We start from the raw sequence: 18,737 nt of genomic DNA, 5'->3' as shown, positions 1-18,737 counted from the left end.
GGTTTGGTGGGGGGGGCCGGCGGGGGGGGGGGGGGGGGGGCGGGGGGGGGGGGGGGGGGGGGGGGGGGGGGCGGGCGGGGGCCCCCCCCCCCCCGGCCGTAGGATGCGGGGCGGCGGAGCCGTAGCGCAGAGGTCGTCGCGCGCGGTCTCCAAAACCGTGAGGACGCCGGTTCGACTCCGGCCGGCTCCGCCGCCTCCCCCTCACTCCCCCGGCGGGCTGCCGTGCGCGCCGGCGCGGGCCCGGAAAGTACGGCGGTAGGTGTCCGGGGGGACGCCGATGGTGCGCTGGAAGTGGCGGCGCAGGGTGGTCGCGGTGCCCATTCCGGTCGCGGTGGCGATCGTGTCGACGGTGTCGTCGGTCGTCTCCAGCAAGGCCTGGGCGCGGCGGATGCGCTGGGTGTGCAACCACTGCAGCGGGGTGGTGCCCGTCACGGCACGGAAGTGGCGGGCGAGGTGGCGCGAGCTCATCCCGGCGTGGCGGGCGAGGTCCTCGACGGTGAGCGGGCGGTCGAGGCGTTCCAGCGCCCAGGGGAGGACGCCGGCGAGCGGATGGCTGCCGGGGGCGGGGAGCGGTGTGGTCACGAACTGGGCCTGCCCGCCCTCCCGGTGGGGCGGCACCACCAGGCGGCGGGCCAGGGTGTTGGCGACCGCCGAGCCGTGGTCGAGGCGGACCAGGTGCAGGCAGAGGTCCAGCGCGGCGGCCTTGCCGGCCGAGGTGAGGACGCTGCCGTTGTCGACGTAGAGGACGTCCGGGTCCACCGTCACCGCGGGGTGACGGGAGGCCAGGTGGCCGGCGTGGGCCCAGTGCGTGGTCGCCCGCAGGCCGTCCAGGACGCCGGCCGCGGCCAGGACGTAGGCGCCGGTGCACAGCGAGACCACGCGTGCGCCGGCCCGGTGGGCGGCGCGTACGGCGGCGGTGAGTTCGGCGGGCGGTTCGACGTCGACGTCGGCCCAGCCGGGGACGATCACCGTGTCGGCCAGGGGCAGGAAGTCCAGGCCCCGGTCCGGCTCGAGGAGGAAGCGGCCGGCGCGCACGGGCCGGGGGCCGCAGAGGGAGAGCCGGTACCAGGGGTCCGCCACGTGGCGGAGGTCCGAGCCGAAGACCTCCATGGCCAGGGCCATCTCGAAGTGGAGCATGCCGTCGGTGAGGGCCAGGGCCACGGTCGTCATGTCGGAAACTGTACGGGTGTTGTCGTTCCGGACGGTCGCGGGGTGGGGGTCACGCTCGACAGGATGGCCTTGTCGCAGGGAGCGGCGGGTCGTCAGGGATTGAGGGTGGGTCCGATGGGATCGGCGCAGGTGGTCACGGTGTTCGGGGCGTACGGGCACACGGGTCGGTTCGTGGTGGCGGAGCTCCGCGCCCGCGGTTTCGTCCCGGTGCTGTCCGGACGGGACGCGGGGAAGCTGGAGCGGCTGGCCGCCGGAACGGGCTTCGGTGCCCGCCCGGCCACGGTGGACGACCCGGCCTCCCTCGACCGGGCCCTCGCCGGTGCGGCGGCGGTGATCAACTGCGCGGGACCCTTCGCGCACACGGCCGCCCCGGTGATCGAGGCGGCGCTGCGCGCGGGGATCCCCTACCTGGACGTGGCCGCGGAGATCGAGGCGAACGCCGACACCTTCGCCGCGTTCGCCGACCGGGCCGCGGAGGCGGGTGCCGTGGTCGTCCCGGCGATGGCCTTCTACGGCGCCCTCGGCGACCTGCTGGCCACGGCGGCGCTGGCCGGCCGGACCGCGGCCGACGAGGCCCATGTGGCGTACGCCCTCAGCAGCTGGCACCCCACCGAGGGGACGCGCAGGGCGGGTGCCGTCTCCCGGGAGCGCCGGGGCGGCGGGCGCGTCGTCTTCCGTGGGGGCAGGCTCCGGTACGTGCACGACGCGCCGGCGGGTCAGGAGTGGGATTTCCCCGGGCCGGTCGGGAAGCGCGAGGTGATCGCGGAGTTCACCATGGCGGACGTGGTGACCCTGCCCAGCCACCTCGACATCCCGGAGGTGCGCACGTACATGACGGCGGCGGCTGCCCGGGAGGTCGTGGCGCCGGACTCCCCCGCGCCGGTCGCGGCGGACGCGGACGGCCGCTCCGACCAGACGTTCGTGATCGACGTGGTGGTGCGGTCGGGCGGGACCGAACGCCGTGCCGTGGCCCGGGGCAAGGACATCTACGCCGTCACGGCGCCCCTCGTCGTGGAGGCCGTCGACCGCATCCTGACCGGCCGCACCCGGGCGGTGGGCGTCGCCTCCGCCGGCCGTCTCTTCGACGCGGAGGACTTCCTGCGCGCCCTGTCGGACCACGTCGAGGTCGAACTGCCGGCCTGAGGACCTTCGGGCGGCGTCAGGGCCCGCCCCCGGGCCAGGGATCGCGGCCGGCGGCCTCCGGCCCGTCAGTGGGACAGGGCCGTCAATGGGACAGGGCCGTCTTGAGGGCGACGATCATCAGGCCGAGCAAGAGGCTGACCATCGCCACCATCCAGACGAGGCGCCGTGGCGCGCCGGCCCGTACGGCGCCGGCCACCGCCCAGCCGACCTGGCCGGCCAGGGCCACGGAGAGCGCGAGCCACATGGTCCCCGAGACGTCGAGCCCGAGGGGCCCGCTGAGTGCGACGGCGGCGGCGGGCGGCAGGGCCGCCTCGACGATGGGTCTCTCCTCGGCGCACACCTTGCGGAACTCGGACCAGGTCAGCGGCTCGTTGGCCAGGGACACGCCGAAGAGGCGGGCGAAGACGTGGGCCGCCCAGAACACGGCGGCCGTGCCGAGCAGCAGGCCGATCAGCTCGGCCTTCGGGAACTGCCCGAGCCCGCCGGCCCCGACGACCACGGAGGCCGCGAGCAGCGAACCGTAGACGGCGCCGGAGTAGTCGGACCGGGCCGGGCCGGCGGCGTGCCGGCCCCAGTGCCGGCGCTCTCCGGGGTGGTCGCGCGTCCCGCCCTGGACGGGGCCGCCGACGGCCGTGCGGCCCATCGTGAGGGCGAGCCTGCGCACCCCGGCCCAGTCGACCGGCACTCCCGACCGGAGGCCGGGCCGGTGGCGCGGGACGAGGACCCGCAGGGCGCCGGGCTGCACGCGGCAGTGCACCGGCGCGGGCATGGTCAGCGACTCGCCGTCCACGCCGACCCGCACCAGCGGGGCGTCCGAGTCGACCACGACCTCGCGGGTGGTCAGCGCGGTGAGACCGCCCGAGCGGCCGTGCCGGAGAATCCCGACGGCCTGCGCGGCGTTGTTCACCTTCACGCCGAGGAGGCCGAGGGTTCCGGTGTCCATGCGTGTGCGGCGGCCCAGTCCCGCGACGTCCCCCCTGCCGTACGGGTTGTTGCTGACCAGCACCGCCTGGGGTTCCTCCACGGTCGTGCCGCCGGCGCGCACGGTCAGCCGGGGGCCGCTGTGGCGGGTGAGCAGGTCGGGGAGCAGCGCCATGACGGTGTGGACCTTGTCGCCGCGGTAGGCGGGGTTCTGGACCACCTCCGCGTACGTGCCGAAGGAGGCGTTGTTGACGAAGACGCGGTCCTCGATCCGGCCGAGGTCCACCCGTAGTTCCACCCCGTCGGTGAGGGCGTCGAGGCAGGCCGCCGGGTTCTTCCGGTCCAGTCCGAGGTCCATCGCGAAGTGGTTGCGCGTGCCGGCGCTGACGACCAGGAACGGGACGTCCCGCTCGGCGGCCACGCCGGCGACGAGGGCCTGGGTGCCGTCCCCTCCGGCGACGCCCAGGAGGTCGGCGCCCCGGTCCACCGCCCGGTGGGCGAGCGCGGCGACGTCCTGGGGGTGGCGGGGGTCGAGGAGGACCACCTCGGCGCCCAGTGCCTCGGCCTTCTCCCGCAGGCGGAAGGTGCCGACCTTTCCGCCCCCGGAGCGCGGGTTCATGATGATGAACGGCCGTTCCGGCGGCTCGGCCCGCCGCTCGGGCATGCGGGACCGGCCCTCGTCGGCGAGCGCGGCCCGCCCGGCGGTCACGGCGAGGGCCCACAGGAGGACCACGCAGAGGACCACCCACAGCAGCCCGGCGCGCAGGTACCAGACCACCACGGCCACGGGCGCCGCCACCAGCAGGAACGCCGCCAGCCACCGGACCGGGCCGCGGTGGGCCAGCACCAGCCAGACGGCGGCCGCCGTCAGGCACAGGCCGGCGAGGCCCACGACCACGAGGGGCAGGCTCCGGAAGCCCGCGAAGACGAGCATGACGACCAGGGCCGCCGCACCGGACAGCAGGGACAGACGCGCTTTGGCGTGCATGCTCACGGTCGTGATCCTCCGCTCGGCCGGAGTCTTCCACCTGGTGTCCATTGAGCTCCGGCCCGCGCGGGCCCGCATCCCCCGCCCCGGGCGACCCCACCGCCGCTCCCCCGGGCCGCGGGGCCCGGCCGGCCGTGCCTCACCTGTCGCGGGTGAGGCGGGCGCCGCGGGCGGGTGGTGAGCATGGAGGGCCGGAGCGACGCCGGCCCGCGCCGCGCGGCAGCGAGGAGGAAGCATGGCCCCGACAGCCCCGGCCCCGGACAGCCACGGGGGCCCCGCCGAAGAACGCCCCCTGACCGCCCGGGAGCGCGCGGAGTACGAACGGCTGCGCAGGTCGGCCGCGGTGCGCCACCGGCGCCTGCGGTACACGGGCGCGTCGCTCCTGCTGCTGCTGGCGCTCCTGCTGTCGCCGGTGGCCGTGGTGTCCGCCTGGCTCGCCAACACCATCTCCGACCAGGACCGCTACGTGCAGACGGTCGCCCCCCTCGCGGACGACCCCGCCGTGCAGGGCGCGGTCAGCGACCGGCTGACCAACCGGGTGGTCGCCAACGTGGACGTCGGCGCGATCACCGACGCCCTCCAGCGCGCGCTCCAGCAGGCGGACGCGCCGCCGCTGGTGGTGGACCGGGCCCAGGACCTGGAAGGGCCGCTGCGGGGCGCCCTCACCTCGGCCGTGCGGTCCGTGGTGTCCAAGGTGGTGACGAGCGACCAGTTCGACACCGTGTGGACGGAGGCCAACCGGCGGGCCCAGTCCGCGGTGGTCAAGGTGCTGACCGGGGAGGGCACCAGCGCGGTCCAGGCCAGCGGCGACATGATCGTGCTCGACCTCGGGACCCTGACCGACGAGCTGAAGACCCGGCTGGTCGACGCGGGCTTCGAGAAGGCCTCCGTCATCCCGGCGGTGGACAAGCAGGTTCCGCTGCTCCAGATCGAGAAGCTCAACCAGGCGCAGGACGCGATGCGGCTGCTGAACGTGCTGGGCGGGTGGCTGCCCGTCGCGGTCCTGGTGCTGGCGGCGCTGGCGGTCTGGGCCGCCCCCGCGCACCGCGTGTGGCTGCTGGCCACCGCCGTCGGGCTGTTCGTGATGATGCTGTTGCTGCTGGTCGCCCTGGCCGTGGCCCGGCGGATCTACCTCGACTCGGTGCCGCCGGGCGCGCTGCCGCCGGACGCCGCCGCGGCCGTGTACGACACGCTGGTGCGGTTCCTCAGGCAGAGCACCCTGACGCTGCTCGTCCTCTCGGTGGTCACGGGCCTGGCGGCCTACCTGTACGGACCGGGGCGCGGCGCCCGCGTCGTCCGCGGGACGGCCACCCGGGCCACCGGCGCCGCGGGACGGTCCCTGGAACGCCTCGGGATGCGCACCGGATCCACGGGCCGGTGGCTGGACGGCCACCGGGCGTGGACGACCGGCGTGGTGATCGGAGCGGGTGCGCTCACCCTGCTGCTGTGGAACTACCCGACACCGGGCGTCGTCGCCCTCGTCTTCGGGCTCGTGATCCTGGTCCTGGCCGTGCTGGGCGTGCTCGCGGCGGCCCCGGGCGACAGCCGCCCGCCGGTACGGGCCGAGGACGGTACGGCGCGCTAGCGCGGTCCCCGTCCGCCGCCGGGGGCCTGGCGGCGGACGGCCGCCTCGACCGCCCCGAAGAGGATCCGGGTCGCGACGCCCACGAGGATGACGTTCCCCGCCATCTGCGTCATGGTCACGATCCGCGCGGTCTCGGTGCGGGCCGCGATGTCGCCGAAGCCGACGGTGCTGAACACGGTGAGGGTGAAGTAGAGGGCGTCGGTGCGGGTGAGGGGTTCGGTGAAGCTGCCGGCGGCGGACTCCTCCAGGAGGTAGTACGTCGTCGCGTAGAGCAGCAGGAACAGCGGCACGGTGGTCGCCAGCGTCTCGACGGCCCGCAGCCGCGGGTGGGCGGAGCGGGTGATCGACTGGATCTGCAGGGCGAAGACGACGGCGACGCCGGTCAGACCCAGGGCCAGGGTGGCCGCGTTGACGTGGTGCCGGCTGAACGGCAGCAGGTAGTACGCCGCGACCAGGACGGTGGCCGTGGAGACGGACCGCAGCGTCGAGGCCACCGCCGCCCGGCTGGGCATGCGCCGGACCGGGGTGGGTGACGGGGATCCGCCGGCGGGGGCGCCGCCGGGGGAGGAGTCCGTACCGTCCATGCCTGCCTCCTCCGCCGAGCCCGGCCTTCCCTGTGGGGACAGCATGGACCAGGGCGGTGCCGGCGGGCGGGCGCGCGGCGCCGCGGGCGCCCGGGTGCACACGGAAGGGCGCGGGGGCATCCCACCCGGACCGGGTGATGCGGGCGGGAGGCGGACGGAGGAGCGTGGAATGCGCCAAGAAGAGGCCTCCCCGGACCTGGGGGTGGCCGTCCGACGGAGGCGAACATGGACGACTATCCGCTGCTCAACGCGTTCCTCACGATGCTCTGGTTCTTCCTGTGGATCATGTGGTTCATGCTGCTCTTCAAGATCATCGGGGACATCTTCCGGGACGACGGCCTGAGTGGCTGGGGCAAGGCCGGGTGGACGATCTTCGTGTGTCTGCTGCCCTTCCTCGGCTGCTTCGTGTACCTCATCGCCCGCGGGCGCAGCATGGGCGAACGCGACGTCCGCCAGATGCGCCAGCAGGAGCAGGCCTTCCGCGCGTACGTCCAGTCGGCGGTCGACACCGAGGCGCCGCGGGCCACGGCCGACGAGCTCGCCCGGCTCGCCGCGATGCGCGACCACGGCGACCTGACCCCGGCCGAGTACGAGCAGGCCAAGTCGAAGGTCCTGGCATCCCACTGACCGCGCGGAGGTGGCGCCCGGCCCGGCCGCCCCGTCCGCCGGGGCCGGCGCCGGTCCGGGGAACGAACGGAGGGCACGGTGGCCAAGCCCGACGGAGCGCCCGAGGTCCTGCTGCGGGCGGCCCTGCGGGAGCCGGGGCGACTGCCCGAACTGCTCGCGGGCTTCGCGCTGCGGCACGCGGGACCGCGTGCCGCACGCAGCGTGGCGCGGCTGCGCGCCGAGCGGCCCGACGCGGACACCGCCTCGCTCGGCGCCGAGGTGGTCGCGCGCGGCGTCCGCAGGACCGTCACCGAGGGCGCCTTCGTCGGCGGTCCGTTCCTGGTCTTCATCCCGGTCGCGTTCTGCGCGGCGCTGCTGAGCCAGGCGCGCACGATGCTGGAGCTGGCGGCGGTGGCCGGCCACGACCCGACGGTCCCGCGGCGGGCCGCGGAACTCCTGGTGCTGCAGGGCGTGCACGGCGACCCCGACACCGCGGAGCGGGCGCTGGCGGCGCACGCGGAGGAGGACCGGCGCAGCCCCGGGCAGGGCGGCGGCGGCCGGATCTCCGCCCTGACGGCGCTGACGCTCCGCATGGCCAAACTCCTCGGGCTGCTGCCACCGCGCGGGTCGGACACCGCCCCGACCGCCCGGGACCGGCTCGCCACCGTGGGCCGCTGGGCCCTGCTGGGGGTGACGTTCCTCGTGGGGACCGTGGCCCCGCTGGTGTGGCTGCCGTACATGGCGGTGTCGTACCGCAGGGCGACCCGCGAGGTGCTGGCCCGGGCCGCGGCGTTCTACCTGGCCGACACCCCGCTGCCGGTGGAACGCGGCAGGTCCCGGCTGGACCCCGGCATGCTGGCGGCGGCCGCGCGGGCCGTGGCGTTCCTGCTGCTGCCGGTGCTGCTGGTGGTACTGCTGTACGTCGCCGACCTGCGGATGGGCGGCAGCGTGTGGCCGCTGGTGGTCATCACGCTGGCCGTGGCGTCCGTGCTGGCGGGGGCCCTGTGGCAGTACCGGCGACGCCGTGGGGCCGCGGACTGACGGGGCCCGCGCCCTGCGGGGCGCGGGGCGCGGGGCGCGGGGCGTGCGTGCACGAGGCCCGGGTGCGCGGGCGCGGGTGCGCGGGGCGCGGGTGTGCGGGGCCGGCCGTGCGGCGCGGTGGTCAGCCGCGCTTGGCGGGGGTCCGGCCCGTGCGTGCCGCCGCCGTGGTCTTCCGGGTCCGTGCGGGGCGCGCCGTGCGTGCGGGGGCCGCTTCCGGCTCGTCCGCGGTGTTCCGGGCGGGGGCGGCCGCCGTACGGGACCGGCCGGTGTTCCACTTGAGCTCGATCTCCAGCTCGATCTCGTCGCCGGACACCTCGATCTCCACCTCGCTGCGGAGTTCGTCCGGGACCCGCAGGCTCAGCACTCCGGAGCCCAGGTCGACCTCCGCCTCACCGCCTTCCCCGAGGGCCTTGGCGAGTCCCGCGAGCAGGTCGGCGGCCTGGGCACGGGACAGCGAGCGCTTCTGCTCGAACTTGAGGTCCTTCATGGGTTCCTCCGGGTGGGGTGGTGTGGCCGGCGGAACGGGCCGGACACCTGTCATGGTCCGTTCCGGGGCGGCTTCCCGCACGGCCCGCGTGGCCAGGGGGTGAAGCGCCGGCGGCTCAGGGGCCCGTGGGCGTGTCCGCGGGTCCCCCCGTCCGCTCGGCGGGCAGCCGGCGGGTGAAGGGCAGGCAGCAGAGGGTGATGGCGCCGACCGCCAGGATCGCCGCCTTGAGACCGGCGATCTGCGCCTGCGCGTAGTCGTCCACGTACGCCTCGGCCTCCGCCGGGGGAAGGCCGGCCCGTTCGGTGGCCGCCCGGACCTGGTCGGTGGAGAGGAAGCTGACCCCCTGCTGGACGGCGATGCCGGTCTGCTCGCGCGCCGCGTCGGAGATCGCCGGGTTGTCCTCGATCTGCCGGACGAAGACGCCGGTCAAGGCGGCGATCAGCACCGATCCGATGAGGGCGGTGCCCAGCGAGGACCCCAGGTTCTGCGCGGTGTACTGGAGCCCGCCGGCCTCGCTGCGGCGCCCTTCCTCCACGCTGGACTGCACCACGTTGCCGAGTTGCGAGGCCAGCAGGCCCATGCCGACGCCGAGCACGGCCATGGCCCAGGCGAACGAGGCGTCGTCGAGCTCCGGCCGGACCGTCGCGAGGAGCCATACGACGGCGACGAGGAGGACGAGCAGGCCCGTCCGCACCACCGTGCGCGGACCGGCCACCCGGCCGAGGAGGGGGCCGCTGAGGGCGGCGAGGAACATCGTCACGGAGACCGGCAGCAGGCGCAGGCCCGTCTCGAACGCGTCGAGCCCCAGCACGATCTGCAGGTACAGGGGGATGACGAAGAACAGGCCGAGCAGGACGAGGTTCTGGCCGAGCAGCATGGCCAGCCCGGCGCGCAGCGAGGGGACGGCGAACAGGGAGAAGCTGACCAGCGGGTCCTGGCCGCGGGTTTCCCGGCGCCGCTCCCAGATCCGGAACAGCCACAGCAGGACGCCGCCCGCGGCGATGACGAACAGGGTGGGGGCGAAGCCGAAGACGGTGAAGGGAGTGTCCCGGGGCCGCACCCAGCCCCAGCTCGCGCTCTGCAGGACGCCGAGCACCACGGCGCCCAGGCCGAGGGCGGACAGCACGGCGCCGCCGGCGTCGAGGCGGGGCGGCCGGGCCGGCCGCGCCGGTTCGCCGATCCAGCGCACCACGCAGAGCAGCGCGGCCACGATGACGACCTCGCCGGCGAAGACGACCCGCCACGTCAGGTACGTGGTGACCCAGCCGCCCAGCAGCGGCCCGACGGCGATGCCCGCGCCCGCCAGTCCGCCGATCACGCCGTAGGCGACGGCTCGTTCGCGGCCCCGGTAGGCGCCGGCGACGAGGGCCGCGAGGGCGGGGAGGACCAGGCCCGCCCCCAGGCCCTCGATGACCGACCAGCCCAGGGTGAGGATCCACAGTTCGGGCGCGAGTGCGGTGATGCCGGACCCCACACCGTAGACGCAGAGCCCCACGGTGAAGGCGCGGCGGCGCCCGATCAGGTCGCCGATCTTCCCGCCGGTGATCATGAACGCGGCCATGACCAGGGTGTACAGCGTGATCACGGCCTGGATGGCGGTGACGTCGGTCTCGAAGTCCTGCACCAGGGCGCTGATGGACACGTTCATGACCGAGGTGTCCAGCACCATCAGGAACTGCGCGGTGCCGAGCACCAGCAGAGCCCGCCATCGCCTCACTGCGCCACCTTTCCGCCCGGCGCCCGGGCCCGGTTCTGCCCCGACGTCCGCCGGCGGGTGCCGGCGCGGGTGCCGCTCACGATAGGGAGGCGGGGGCCGCGGACGGCTGATTTGCGGGCCGCGCGGCGCCGCTGTCAGCCACACGGTCCTGGGCGGCCCGGGCCCGCCCGGCGGCACGGGCAGCAGTCCGGGCACGCGTGCGGTCAGCCGTCCGCGGACGGGACGCGGCCGGTGCGGGCGGCCTCGACGAGCGCCTCGTAGTCGCGTTCGTTGCGGTCGGCGTAGGCCTCGGCGAACTCGGCGAGGGCCCGGTCGAAGGCGTCCGCAGTGCCGAGGTAGGCGGCGATGGCGATGGGGTCGCCGGAGCGCGCGTGGGCGCGGGCCAGTGAGGAACCGCAGGCCCGGGCGAGCAGCCGCATCCCCTCGGGGCGCATCGCGTCGGCCGGGAAGGAGCCCTTCCAGTCGAGCAGTTGTCTGACGTAGAAGTCGCGGGACCGGCCGTCGAGGCCGGTGGCCCGCTGCCAGCCGAGGAAGATGTCGCCGGCCGCCTGCATCAGCCGCTGCCCGGCCACGACCCGCCGGCCCCTCGTTGTCGTACGGGACGGGCGCGGCGTGGTCGGCGAGGACGGACGGTCCCGCCTCCTTCGCCTGGAGCAGCAGCGGGTCGGTCTCGTCCCGGCCGGCCAGGAGCACGATCCAGCAGCGCGTGCCCACGCTGCCGACGCCGACGACCTTGCGGGCGACGTCGACGACGTGGAACTTCGCGAGCAGCTGCCGCCGTTCGGGGGCGAGTGTGGCCGCGTAGGCGTCGAGGAGTCCCCGCACGGCGGTGTCCTGGTCCGCCGCGCCAGGGTCCGCGACCAGGTCGGCCAGCGGGACCACCAAGGGCGGGTCGGACACGATGCGGAGCCGGCCGTCGACGCGGCGGGCGAGTTTGCCGGAGGCCTGGAGGTGGTCGCGGGTGCGGGCCTTGTCGATGACGCGGTCGGCCCCGCGCAGGACGCTCCGGCCGCCTTCGGCGGCGATCGTGCGCAGGTCCTGGACGTCGTCCTGGGCGTACCAGACGTCCAGGACGCGCATGCCGGCGAAGCGCTGCATCCGCAGGCGGTAGGCCGACACCGCGGCCGTGACGGCCGCGAGCCGTTCGCGTGCGGAGAACCCGTTCTCGCGGCCGGCGACGGCGAGGCTGGCGGCGAGCCGTTTGACGTCCCATTCGAAGGGGCCGGGGTAGGTCTCGTCGAAGTCGTTGACGTCGAAGACGAGGGAGCGTTCGGGGGACGCGAACAGTCCGAAGTTCATGACGTGGGCGTCGCCGCACAGTTGGACGGTCAGGCCGGTGTGGGGTTCCCCGCCGAGGTCGGCGGCCATGACGGCGGCGGCGCCTCGGTAGAAGTGGAAGGGCGTCTGGAGCATCCGGCCGTAGCGGATGGGCAGCAGTTCCGGCAGGCGCGTGGCGGACTCCTCCTCCAGGATCCGGACGGGGTCCTGCCGTGCGGCGCCGGGGCCGAGCCGGGCGTGTTCCGAGCGCCGCACGGTGGCGCGTGCCGCCTTGCCGCGGCCCGCGCGGGCGTCGGGGGTGAGCGGGGTGTCCCCGGCGGCTGCGGGTCCGGTCATGGTGCCGCCTCCTCTCGCCTGTGTCACGGCCCGTGTCGCGGCCCGTGTCGCGGCCCGTGTCACGGCCGGTCCCCTCTGACGGCGGTCAGTCGGGCAGGCGCCGCATCTCCTCGATGTGCAGGCCCAGATCCCGGAAGCGCCCGAGGAGGCCGTAGAGGTGCGCCTCGTCCGTGACGGTGCCGAAGAAGCGGGTGTCGCGGGGAGCCTGGTGGTGGTCGAGTTCGGGAAAGGCGCGGGACAGCGTTTCGGACACGCAGCCCTCGATCCGGAATTCGTAGCGCATGGCCGGCGTCTTCCCTCCCTCGTCCGGCGGGTGCCCGGTCGGAACCCTTTCCTCCATGCTGCGCGGGTGCGGTGGCGTCCACCTCACCCGCGGGAGGTGAGAGGGGCGCCGGGGGGCGCGTGCGCGGAGGTCCGGTCACAGCATGTTGAGTTCGCGGGCGCGTTCGACGGCGTCCCGCCGGCGGGAGGCGCCGAGCTTCTGGTAGACGGAGCGCAGGTGCGTCTTGACGGTGTTGACGGACAGTCCCAGCTCCGCGGCGGTCTCCTCGGTGGACAGCATCCGGGCCACCTGCTGGAGCACCTCCCTCTCGCGGGGGCTCAGCGCTTCGACCACGACGGTGTCCGGCCGGACGGGTGCGGCGGTGACCCAGGCGTAGGCGCCGTCGCGCCCGCCGGGTCCGCCCGCGAGGTGGCGGACCCACGGCCCGGCCTCGATGAAGGGGCGCCGCAGCAGTTCGGGGTGCGCGCGGTCGAGGGCCTGCCCGAACAGGTCGCGGGCCGCGGCTTCGTCACCGTCGAGCAGGGCTTGGTGGGCGCGCAGGAGGGTCAGCCGTACCCGGTCCTGGAGGGTGGTGCCGGGGGCGTCCTCGGCCTCGGCGACCAGCCGGAGGGCCTGCCGCGCGTCCCCGGCGGCGAGGTGCGCCTCGGCGAGGAGGACCGTGCGCGAGGGCGGGCCGGCGGGGGCTTCCTCCAGGGCGCGGACCGCCGTGGCGGGGTCGCCGCGGGTCAGGGCGGCGGTGGCGCGGGCTTCGGCCAGCCGCGCGGCGGTGTCGGGGTCGGCGGCGGCCACGAGTCCGTCGAGCAGGTCGAACGCGTCCTGCGACCGGCCCCGGGCGGACGCGAGCCGCGAGCGGAGGATCAGCCGCTCCATGGCGAGGTCGGCGTCACGGCAGGTGTCGGGGAGCTGTTCGCACCGGTCGAGTTCGGCCGCCGCCGTCGCGAGGTCCGCCCGTTCCAGGGCCACGGCGGCCAGGGCCAGCCCGGCGGCGCCGGACCGGTGGTCGTCGGGGACGCCGTGCCGGTCGGCGAGGTCCCGGGAGGCCGTCGCGTGCTCGTCGGCCCGGGTGAGGGCGCCGGCGGCGGCGTCGGCCAGGGCCAGCCGTCCCAGGCAGCGGTGGCGCAGCAGCACCGTGGTGTCGCCGGAGCAGGCCCGTACCGCCTGTTCCAGCCCGTCGCGGGCCGCTTCCAGGTCTCCGGCGTGCCGGTGGACGCACGCCAGACCGTAGAGGCGCAGCGGTTCGAGCTCGGGGTGTCGGCGGAGTTCCCCGGGCGGCAGTTGCGTCATCAGCGCGGTGACCCTGCGTGACTCGGCGTCGCCGGAGCCCAGGGGGGCGGACAGCAGCCCGAGCAGGGCGGCCGTGAGCCGGGTGGCGTGGTCCGGCGGCGGGTCGGCGCGGTCCGACCGGCGCTCGGCCCGCGCCAGCCAGGTGCGGCAGCCGGAGGTGTCGTGGTGGGCCAGGCAGCAGGCGGCGGCGACCAGTGCGGGGGCGGATCCCGGGGTGGCGGCGGGCATCCGGGCGAAGGTGTCGGCCGAGGGTGCGGCTCCGGGGCCTACGAGCATGGGGGCGACCATCAGGTGCCGGACGGTCCGGGCGGCCGCGAAGGCCCAGTCGCCACCGGCGGCGGCCTCCGCGACGGCTTCGACGGTCCGGCCCCGCTCGGCGTACCAGCGTGCCGCGCGGCGGTGCAGCCAGGGCTCCAGACCGGGCTGCCGGCTGCGCAGGTGGGCGCGGAGGACCTCCGCGAACAGGGGGTGGAAGCGGTACCACCGGGTGCCGGCGAGCGGTTCCAGGAAGGCGTGGCAGCGCGCCAGGTCCCGCAGCACCTGTTCGGAGTCGGTGCGTCCGGTCAGGGCGGTGGCGAGCTCGGGGTGGACCAGGTTGAGGACGGCCGTGCGCAGCAGCAGCTCCCGGGAGGGTTCCGGCTGGGTGGCGAGGACCTCGGTCAGGAGGTAGTCGGAGACGGCCTGCTCGGAGGCGGTGAAGGAGCGGGCGAAACCGGTGGGGTCCGCGGACCGGGCCATGGCCAGGTCGCACAGCCGCAGTCCGGCGGCCCAGCCCTCGGTGCGCCGGAGCAGCAGGTCGACGACGTCGTCGTCCACCGCCCGCCGGCGCCCGCCCAGGAGCTGGGCCGCCTCGTTGCGGGTGAAGGCGAGGTCGCCCTCCCTGATCTCGTGGACCAGGCCCTCCGTCCGGTAGCGGTGGAGCGGGAGGGGCGGGTCCTCCCTGGTGATCAGGACCAGGCGCAGGGCCGGTCCGGCGTGTTCCATGACGAACCGCAGGTCGCGGTGGACGTCGGGGCCGGGCATCCGGTCGAGGCCGTCGACGACGACGACCAGGGGGGCCGGCAGGCGTTCGAGGTGCGATGCGAGGCGGACCAGGAGGGGGCGGGCGACCGCGTCGGCGCGGACGGGCGTCCCGAGGTCGCCGTCGGCCAGTACGCCGCGGCGCCTCAGTCCCTCGAAGAGGTAGGCCCAGAACACACCCGGGGCGTCGTCGCCCTCCACGGTGAGCCAGACCAGGGGGACGGAGGCCTGCCGGGAGAGGGCCCACGACGCCACGAGGGCCGTCTTGCCGAAACCGGCCCCGCCGGTGACCAGGGTCAGCGGCCCCTCCGTGCCTGCGGTGAGCCGTTTCATGAGGCGCTGCCGGCGGACCAGGCCGGGCGCCTGGACGGGCACGGAGAGCTTCGTGGCCAGCAGCGGGTCTTCCAAGAGGGGCACGGTCATGTGTCACTCCCCCGTGTTCGGGCTCGCCGCGGGGGCGGCTTCCTCCACCTCCTCATGGTCACGGCGGCCGGTCATGATCGCCACGCCGCGCCCCCGGCCCGCCGGGCCGGGCGTCGTCCGGCGGGCCGTGGGAGCCGGTGCCGCCACGACGCCCAGGGCGTGTCCCCCGTGAACCTGCCCCGTCCAGTGAGGAGCGCCTGCTCCGCCGGCGCCTGAGACGGGCCGCCGCACGCCCCGCTCGGGTGTCCCTCCTGTGCATCCGACGCGGCGACTCCTTCGTCGTGCCCGGCGGCGTACCCGACGCGGACCGCGACGCTTCCTGCCGCGACCGCAATCTCGCGAAGGGCGACAGGTCCCATGGAACGGCGGCTCGGACGGAAATCGCCCCGCTACCGCGTCCCGTCCGACCAGCAGGGCTCGGTTCGGCTGCCCCGACAGCAGCCCGGTGCAGTGCTCCGACGCCGCCCAGGCGCCCTCTGACGCGGACGAGGTGCCCGGGCTCTCACCGACCCCGTGCCACGCCGTGTATCGCGGGCGTATCGAAAACCCGATACGCCGCCGCAACGGCCCGCCGGTTCCAATGGGGGCATGAACCACAGCTCGTCCCTGTCGGCACCGGCCCGCCGTGCGCGGCGGACCGTGCTCCTCGGCCTGGCGGTCCTCGGTGTGGCCGCCGTCCTGTTCGTCATCCGGCGACCGCTCGCGATGTCCGCCCCGGTGTGCATGGCCGGGCAGTGGCAGCGCTGCCTCGGCACGTTCAACGGGGTGGTGCTCATGACGGTGGTCACGGTGCCGGCGGCCCTGCTGGTGGCGTGGGGCCTGGCGCGCCTGCGGGCCGCCGCCGGGGTCACGTGGGCGTGGCGGAGGTCGCTGGCCGAAGTGGCCATGGTCCACGGGACGGTGCCGTTCGTCTGGATGACGATGATGCCGGGCTCCGGGGCGGGCGTCGTCCCGGGCCGGTTCAGCCTGGTGCCGCTGCGGGACCTGGTCACGATGGGGCCGCTGGGGATCGCCGGCAACCTGCTGGTCTTCGCGTCGCTGGGGTTCTTCGCCCCGGTGCGGTTCGCGGCGCTGGCGTCCCTGCCGCGGGTCCTGGCGCTGGGCGCGGGCTGCTCGGTCCTGGTCGAGACCGCCCAGTACGTCCTGCGCCTGGACCGGGTGTCCTCCGTGGACGACGTCCTGGTCAACGCCGCCGGCGCCGGCCTGGCCGCGCTGGCGTCGCGCCGCTGGTGGCGCGGCCGGGCAGGGGCGCCGGCGGACCCGGCCCGCCCCGTACCGGTGTCCGGCGTGACCGCGCCATAGGCTTCCGGCATGCGTGTACTGATCGTGGAGGACGAGCCCTACCTGGCCGAGGCCGTCCGTGACGGTCTGCGGCTGGAGGCGATCGCCGCCGACATCGCGGGCGACGGCGACACCGCCCTGGAACTGCTCGGCGTGAACTCCTACGACCTCGCCGTCCTCGACCGCGACATCCCCGGCCCGTCCGGCGACGAGGTCGCCCGGCGCATCGTCGCCTCCGGCAGCGGCATGCCGATCCTCATGCTCACCGCCGCCGACCGGATCGACGACAAGGCCTCCGGATTCGGGCTCGGCGCCGACGACTACCTCACCAAGCCGTTCGACCTGCGGGAGCTCGTCCTGCGGCTGCGCGCGCTGGACCGCAGGCGCGCGCACGCCCGACCCCCGGTCCGCGAGATCGCCGGCCTGCGCGTCGACCCGTTCCGCCGCGAGGTGTTCCGCGACGGACGGTACGTCGCCCTCACCCGCAAGCAGTTCGCCGTGCTCGAAGTCCTCGTCGCGGCCGAAGGCGGGGTGGTCGCCGCCGGCGAGCTGCTGGAGCGGGCCTGGGACGAGAACGCCGACCCCTTCACCAACGCCGTCCGGATCACCGTCTCCGCGCTGCGCAAACGGCTCGGCGAACCGTGGATCATCGCCACGGTGCCGGGTGTGGGCTACCGCATCGACACCGGCCGTACGGATGCGTAGACGCCCGGGGCCCAGCGCCCGGCTGAAGCTCGCCCTCAGCTACGCGGGGTTCCTCGCCGTCGCAGGTGCCCTGCTGCTGGCCGTGGTGTGGGGGTACCTGCTGCGCTACGTACCCGACAGCCCGCAGGGCCTCCTCGGGGTCTCGCCCAACCGCTACCTGCTCGTGCGCACGTTCTTCCCCGCCGCAGCGGTGGCGATGGCCTTCCTGCTGGTGTTCGGCCTCGTCGGCGGGTGGGTCCTCGCCGGCCGGATGCTGGCACCGCTCACGCGGATCACCGCCGCGGCGCGGACCGCCGGGGGCGGATCACTGTCCCACCGCATCCGCATGGAGGGCCGGGACGACGAGTTCCGGGAACTCGCCGACACCTTCGACACCATGCTCGGGCAACTCGAATCCCACGTCGCCGAACAGCAGCGGTTCGCCGCGAACGCCTCCCACGAACTGCGCACCCCGCTCGCCATCTCGCGGACGCTGCTGGACGTCGCCCGCAGGGACCCCGGGCGGGACCGGGACGAGGTCCTCGCCCGCCTCCAGGCCGTCAACTCGCGGGCGATCGACCTCACGGAGGCGCTCCTGCTGCTCAGCCGCAGCGACCGGGGGAACTTCGCCCGCGAGGACGTCGACCTCTCCCTCGTCGCCGAGGAAGCCGCGGAAACCCTGCTGCCACTCGCCGAGCAGCGCGGCGTCACCCTCGACGTCACCGGCGGGGCGACGCCCACGAGCGGCTCGGCGGAGCTCCTGCTGCGGATGGTCACGAACCTCGTCCAGAACGCCGTCGTCCACAACCTGCCCGCCGGCGGCACGGTGACGGTCCACACCGGGCCGGAGGGCGGTGCGAGCGTCCTGCGGGTCGAGAACACGGGCCCCGACCTCCCGCCGGACCTGGTACCGACCCTGACCGAGCCCTTCCAGCGCGGGACGGAACGCGTACGCACCGGCGAACACGCCGGTGTGGGCCTCGGCCTCGCGATCGTGCACGGCGTCGTCCGCGCCCACGCCGGCACGCTGACCCTCGTGCCCCGCCCGGCCGGCGGCCTCGTCGCGACGGTCCGCCTGCCGCCCGGCCCGGCGGGCGTTCACCCGCCGGGTGCCGGTGCGGCGCCGCCGTAGACGACCGGGCCCAGCCCGGGCGGAAGCTGACGCACCGCCGCCTCGACGGTCGCGCGCGCGGTGGTGAAGCGGCCGGGTTCCCCGCTGCCGAGGCCGCTTTCGACACGGTAGGTGCCGTCGCTGCCGGCGATCAGACTCGGTCCGACGGCGGTCAGGCGCGGCCGCGTTGTGGTCGAGAAGCGCAGCGCCCAGTGGCTGGTGAACGGGTAGAGCGCGCGCAGCGCCGGCTCGGCGTGGGCCGCCTCGACCAGCGCCTGGTAGGTCTCCCGCCAGGGGGTGTCCAGTTCGGCGGCCTCCACGCGCATGCCCTGCCACTCGGATTCCCTCAGGCGGGCGGGGTCCGGTTCCGGTACCTCGAAGCGCCCGGTGAGGTGGACGAAGGGCGCGGTGCGGCGGATCTCCTCCAGCGGCGCGCCCGCGTACCAGCCGAGGGCCGCCCGGGCGACCTCCGCCAGGTCGTCCGTGCTGCCGTCGACCAGGCACATCCTCTCGAACGGCTCCGTCCCGCGTACGTACCACCGCCGGCGGCGCGAGGACGCGCTGATCTCCAGCGGCTCGCGGTACGGCAGGGTGCTCGGCACGTCCGCGCGGAGCAGCGGCGCCGCCGCGATGCGGGTCACGGGGACGCCGGCGAGGCAGCCCTCCGCCGCCGCGACGAGCGCTGCGGCGAGGCTGCCGAGGGCCACTGCTTCCGGGTACGTGGAGGCGGGATCCTGAGGAGTGGTCACGGCCGACGATTCTGCCCGGAGTCGGCGCCCCCCGGGCCACCGGGCC

Annotated in this window: 15 protein-coding genes, 1 tRNA gene and 1 pseudogene; 8 read left to right on the top strand and 9 right to left on the bottom strand. The window is 75.4% G+C overall.

Annotation, left to right across the window (positions count from 1 at the left end; genetic code table 11):
* The first annotated feature begins 115 nt into the window (after positions 1-115).
* Positions 116-190, top strand: a tRNA-Trp gene (locus ACFY61_RS15630).
* An 11-nt stretch (positions 191-201) separates the two neighbouring features.
* Here the strand turns inward: ACFY61_RS15630 and ACFY61_RS15625 are convergent.
* Positions 202-1,170 (bottom strand): helix-turn-helix domain-containing protein, encoded by a 969-nt coding sequence (locus tag ACFY61_RS15625; protein ID WP_389471952.1) that lies wholly within the window; start codon positions 1,168-1,170, stop codon positions 202-204.
* A 114-nt stretch (positions 1,171-1,284) separates the two neighbouring features.
* Between ACFY61_RS15625 and ACFY61_RS15620 the strand changes: the two genes are divergently transcribed.
* Entirely contained in the window at positions 1,285-2,313 is a 1,029-nt protein-coding gene (locus tag ACFY61_RS15620; RefSeq protein WP_389471950.1) for a saccharopine dehydrogenase NADP-binding domain-containing protein, read from the top strand.
* Between the two features lie 82 nt (positions 2,314-2,395).
* Here ACFY61_RS15620 and ACFY61_RS15615 read toward each other — a convergent pair whose 3' ends face one another.
* Positions 2,396-4,222, bottom strand: a complete 1,827-nt coding sequence (locus tag ACFY61_RS15615) for a diacylglycerol/lipid kinase family protein (protein WP_389472084.1) — start codon at positions 4,220-4,222, stop codon at positions 2,396-2,398.
* Positions 4,223-4,457: 235 nt separating this feature from the next.
* Here ACFY61_RS15615 and ACFY61_RS15610 point away from each other — a divergent pair, with 235 nt between their 5' ends.
* Positions 4,458-5,807, top strand: coding sequence for a hypothetical protein (locus ACFY61_RS15610; RefSeq protein WP_389471947.1), 1,350 nt, complete (start codon positions 4,458-4,460; stop codon positions 5,805-5,807).
* Here ACFY61_RS15610 and ACFY61_RS15605 read toward each other — a convergent pair.
* Positions 5,804-6,391 (bottom strand): potassium channel family protein, encoded by a 588-nt coding sequence (locus ACFY61_RS15605; protein WP_389471945.1) that lies wholly within the window; start codon positions 6,389-6,391, stop codon positions 5,804-5,806. The genes ACFY61_RS15610 and ACFY61_RS15605 overlap by 4 nt on opposite strands.
* A 225-nt stretch (positions 6,392-6,616) precedes the next feature.
* Here ACFY61_RS15605 and ACFY61_RS15600 point away from each other — a divergent pair, with 225 nt between their 5' ends.
* Together ACFY61_RS15600 and ACFY61_RS15595 are read left to right on the top strand one after the other, a co-directional pair.
* Positions 6,617-7,018 carry an SHOCT domain-containing protein gene (locus tag ACFY61_RS15600; RefSeq protein ID WP_389471943.1) on the top strand — a complete coding sequence of 134 codons (402 nt, stop codon included), beginning with the start codon at positions 6,617-6,619 and terminating at the stop codon, positions 7,016-7,018.
* Between the two features lie 78 nt (positions 7,019-7,096).
* Complete coding sequence (locus tag ACFY61_RS15595) at positions 7,097-8,038, top strand: hypothetical protein (protein ID WP_389471941.1); 942 nt, start codon at positions 7,097-7,099, stop codon at positions 8,036-8,038.
* A gap of 121 nt (positions 8,039-8,159) precedes the next feature.
* Here ACFY61_RS15595 and ACFY61_RS15590 read toward each other — a convergent pair whose 3' ends face one another.
* The 5 genes and pseudogenes from ACFY61_RS15590 to ACFY61_RS15570 form a co-directional block, all read right to left on the bottom strand.
* Entirely contained in the window at positions 8,160-8,525 is a 366-nt protein-coding gene (locus tag ACFY61_RS15590; RefSeq protein WP_389471939.1) for an amphi-Trp domain-containing protein, read from the bottom strand.
* A gap of 115 nt (positions 8,526-8,640) precedes the next feature.
* A complete protein-coding gene (locus ACFY61_RS15585) occupies positions 8,641-10,242 on the bottom strand; it encodes an MFS transporter (RefSeq protein ID WP_389471938.1) in 1,602 nt (533 codons plus the stop codon).
* 203 nt (positions 10,243-10,445) lie between these two features.
* Positions 10,446-11,856 (bottom strand): annotated as a pseudogene (locus tag ACFY61_RS15580) (DUF2252 domain-containing protein).
* A gap of 85 nt (positions 11,857-11,941) precedes the next feature.
* Complete coding sequence (locus ACFY61_RS15575) at positions 11,942-12,139, bottom strand: hypothetical protein (RefSeq protein ID WP_389471935.1); 198 nt, start codon at positions 12,137-12,139, stop codon at positions 11,942-11,944.
* Positions 12,140-12,274: 135 nt separating this feature from the next.
* The gene (locus ACFY61_RS15570) at positions 12,275-14,866 is read right to left on the bottom strand and encodes a LuxR C-terminal-related transcriptional regulator (protein WP_389471934.1); all 2,592 of its coding nucleotides are present in this window, start codon (positions 14,864-14,866) and stop codon (positions 12,275-12,277) included.
* A 588-nt stretch (positions 14,867-15,454) separates the two neighbouring features.
* Between ACFY61_RS15570 and ACFY61_RS15565 the strand changes: the two genes are divergently transcribed.
* The 3 genes from ACFY61_RS15565 to ACFY61_RS15555 are packed head-to-tail and all read left to right on the top strand — an operon-like array spanning position 15,455 to position 17,963.
* On the top strand, positions 15,455-16,168 hold the full coding sequence (locus ACFY61_RS15565; protein WP_389471933.1) for a VanZ family protein: 714 nt from the start codon (positions 15,455-15,457) through the stop codon (positions 16,166-16,168).
* Between the two features lie 9 nt (positions 16,169-16,177).
* The gene (locus ACFY61_RS15560) at positions 16,178-16,852 is read left to right on the top strand and encodes a response regulator transcription factor (RefSeq protein WP_389471931.1); all 675 of its coding nucleotides are present in this window, start codon (positions 16,178-16,180) and stop codon (positions 16,850-16,852) included.
* A complete protein-coding gene (locus ACFY61_RS15555; RefSeq protein WP_389471928.1) occupies positions 16,845-17,963 on the top strand; it encodes a sensor histidine kinase in 1,119 nt (372 codons plus the stop codon). The genes ACFY61_RS15560 and ACFY61_RS15555 overlap by 8 nt, the downstream gene beginning before the upstream one ends.
* Here the strand turns inward: ACFY61_RS15555 and ACFY61_RS15550 are convergent.
* On the bottom strand, positions 17,930-18,691 hold the full coding sequence (locus tag ACFY61_RS15550) for a DUF6193 family natural product biosynthesis protein (RefSeq protein WP_389471925.1): 762 nt from the start codon (positions 18,689-18,691) through the stop codon (positions 17,930-17,932). The genes ACFY61_RS15555 and ACFY61_RS15550 overlap by 34 nt on opposite strands.
* Positions 18,692-18,737: the final 46 nt, after the last annotated feature.

Origin of the sequence: Streptomyces sp. NPDC012888 (assembly GCF_042900645.1) — a bacterium.
GTDB lineage: Bacteria > Actinomycetota > Actinomycetes > Streptomycetales > Streptomycetaceae > Streptomyces.
This window is presented reverse-complemented; position numbering and strand designations above follow the sequence as displayed.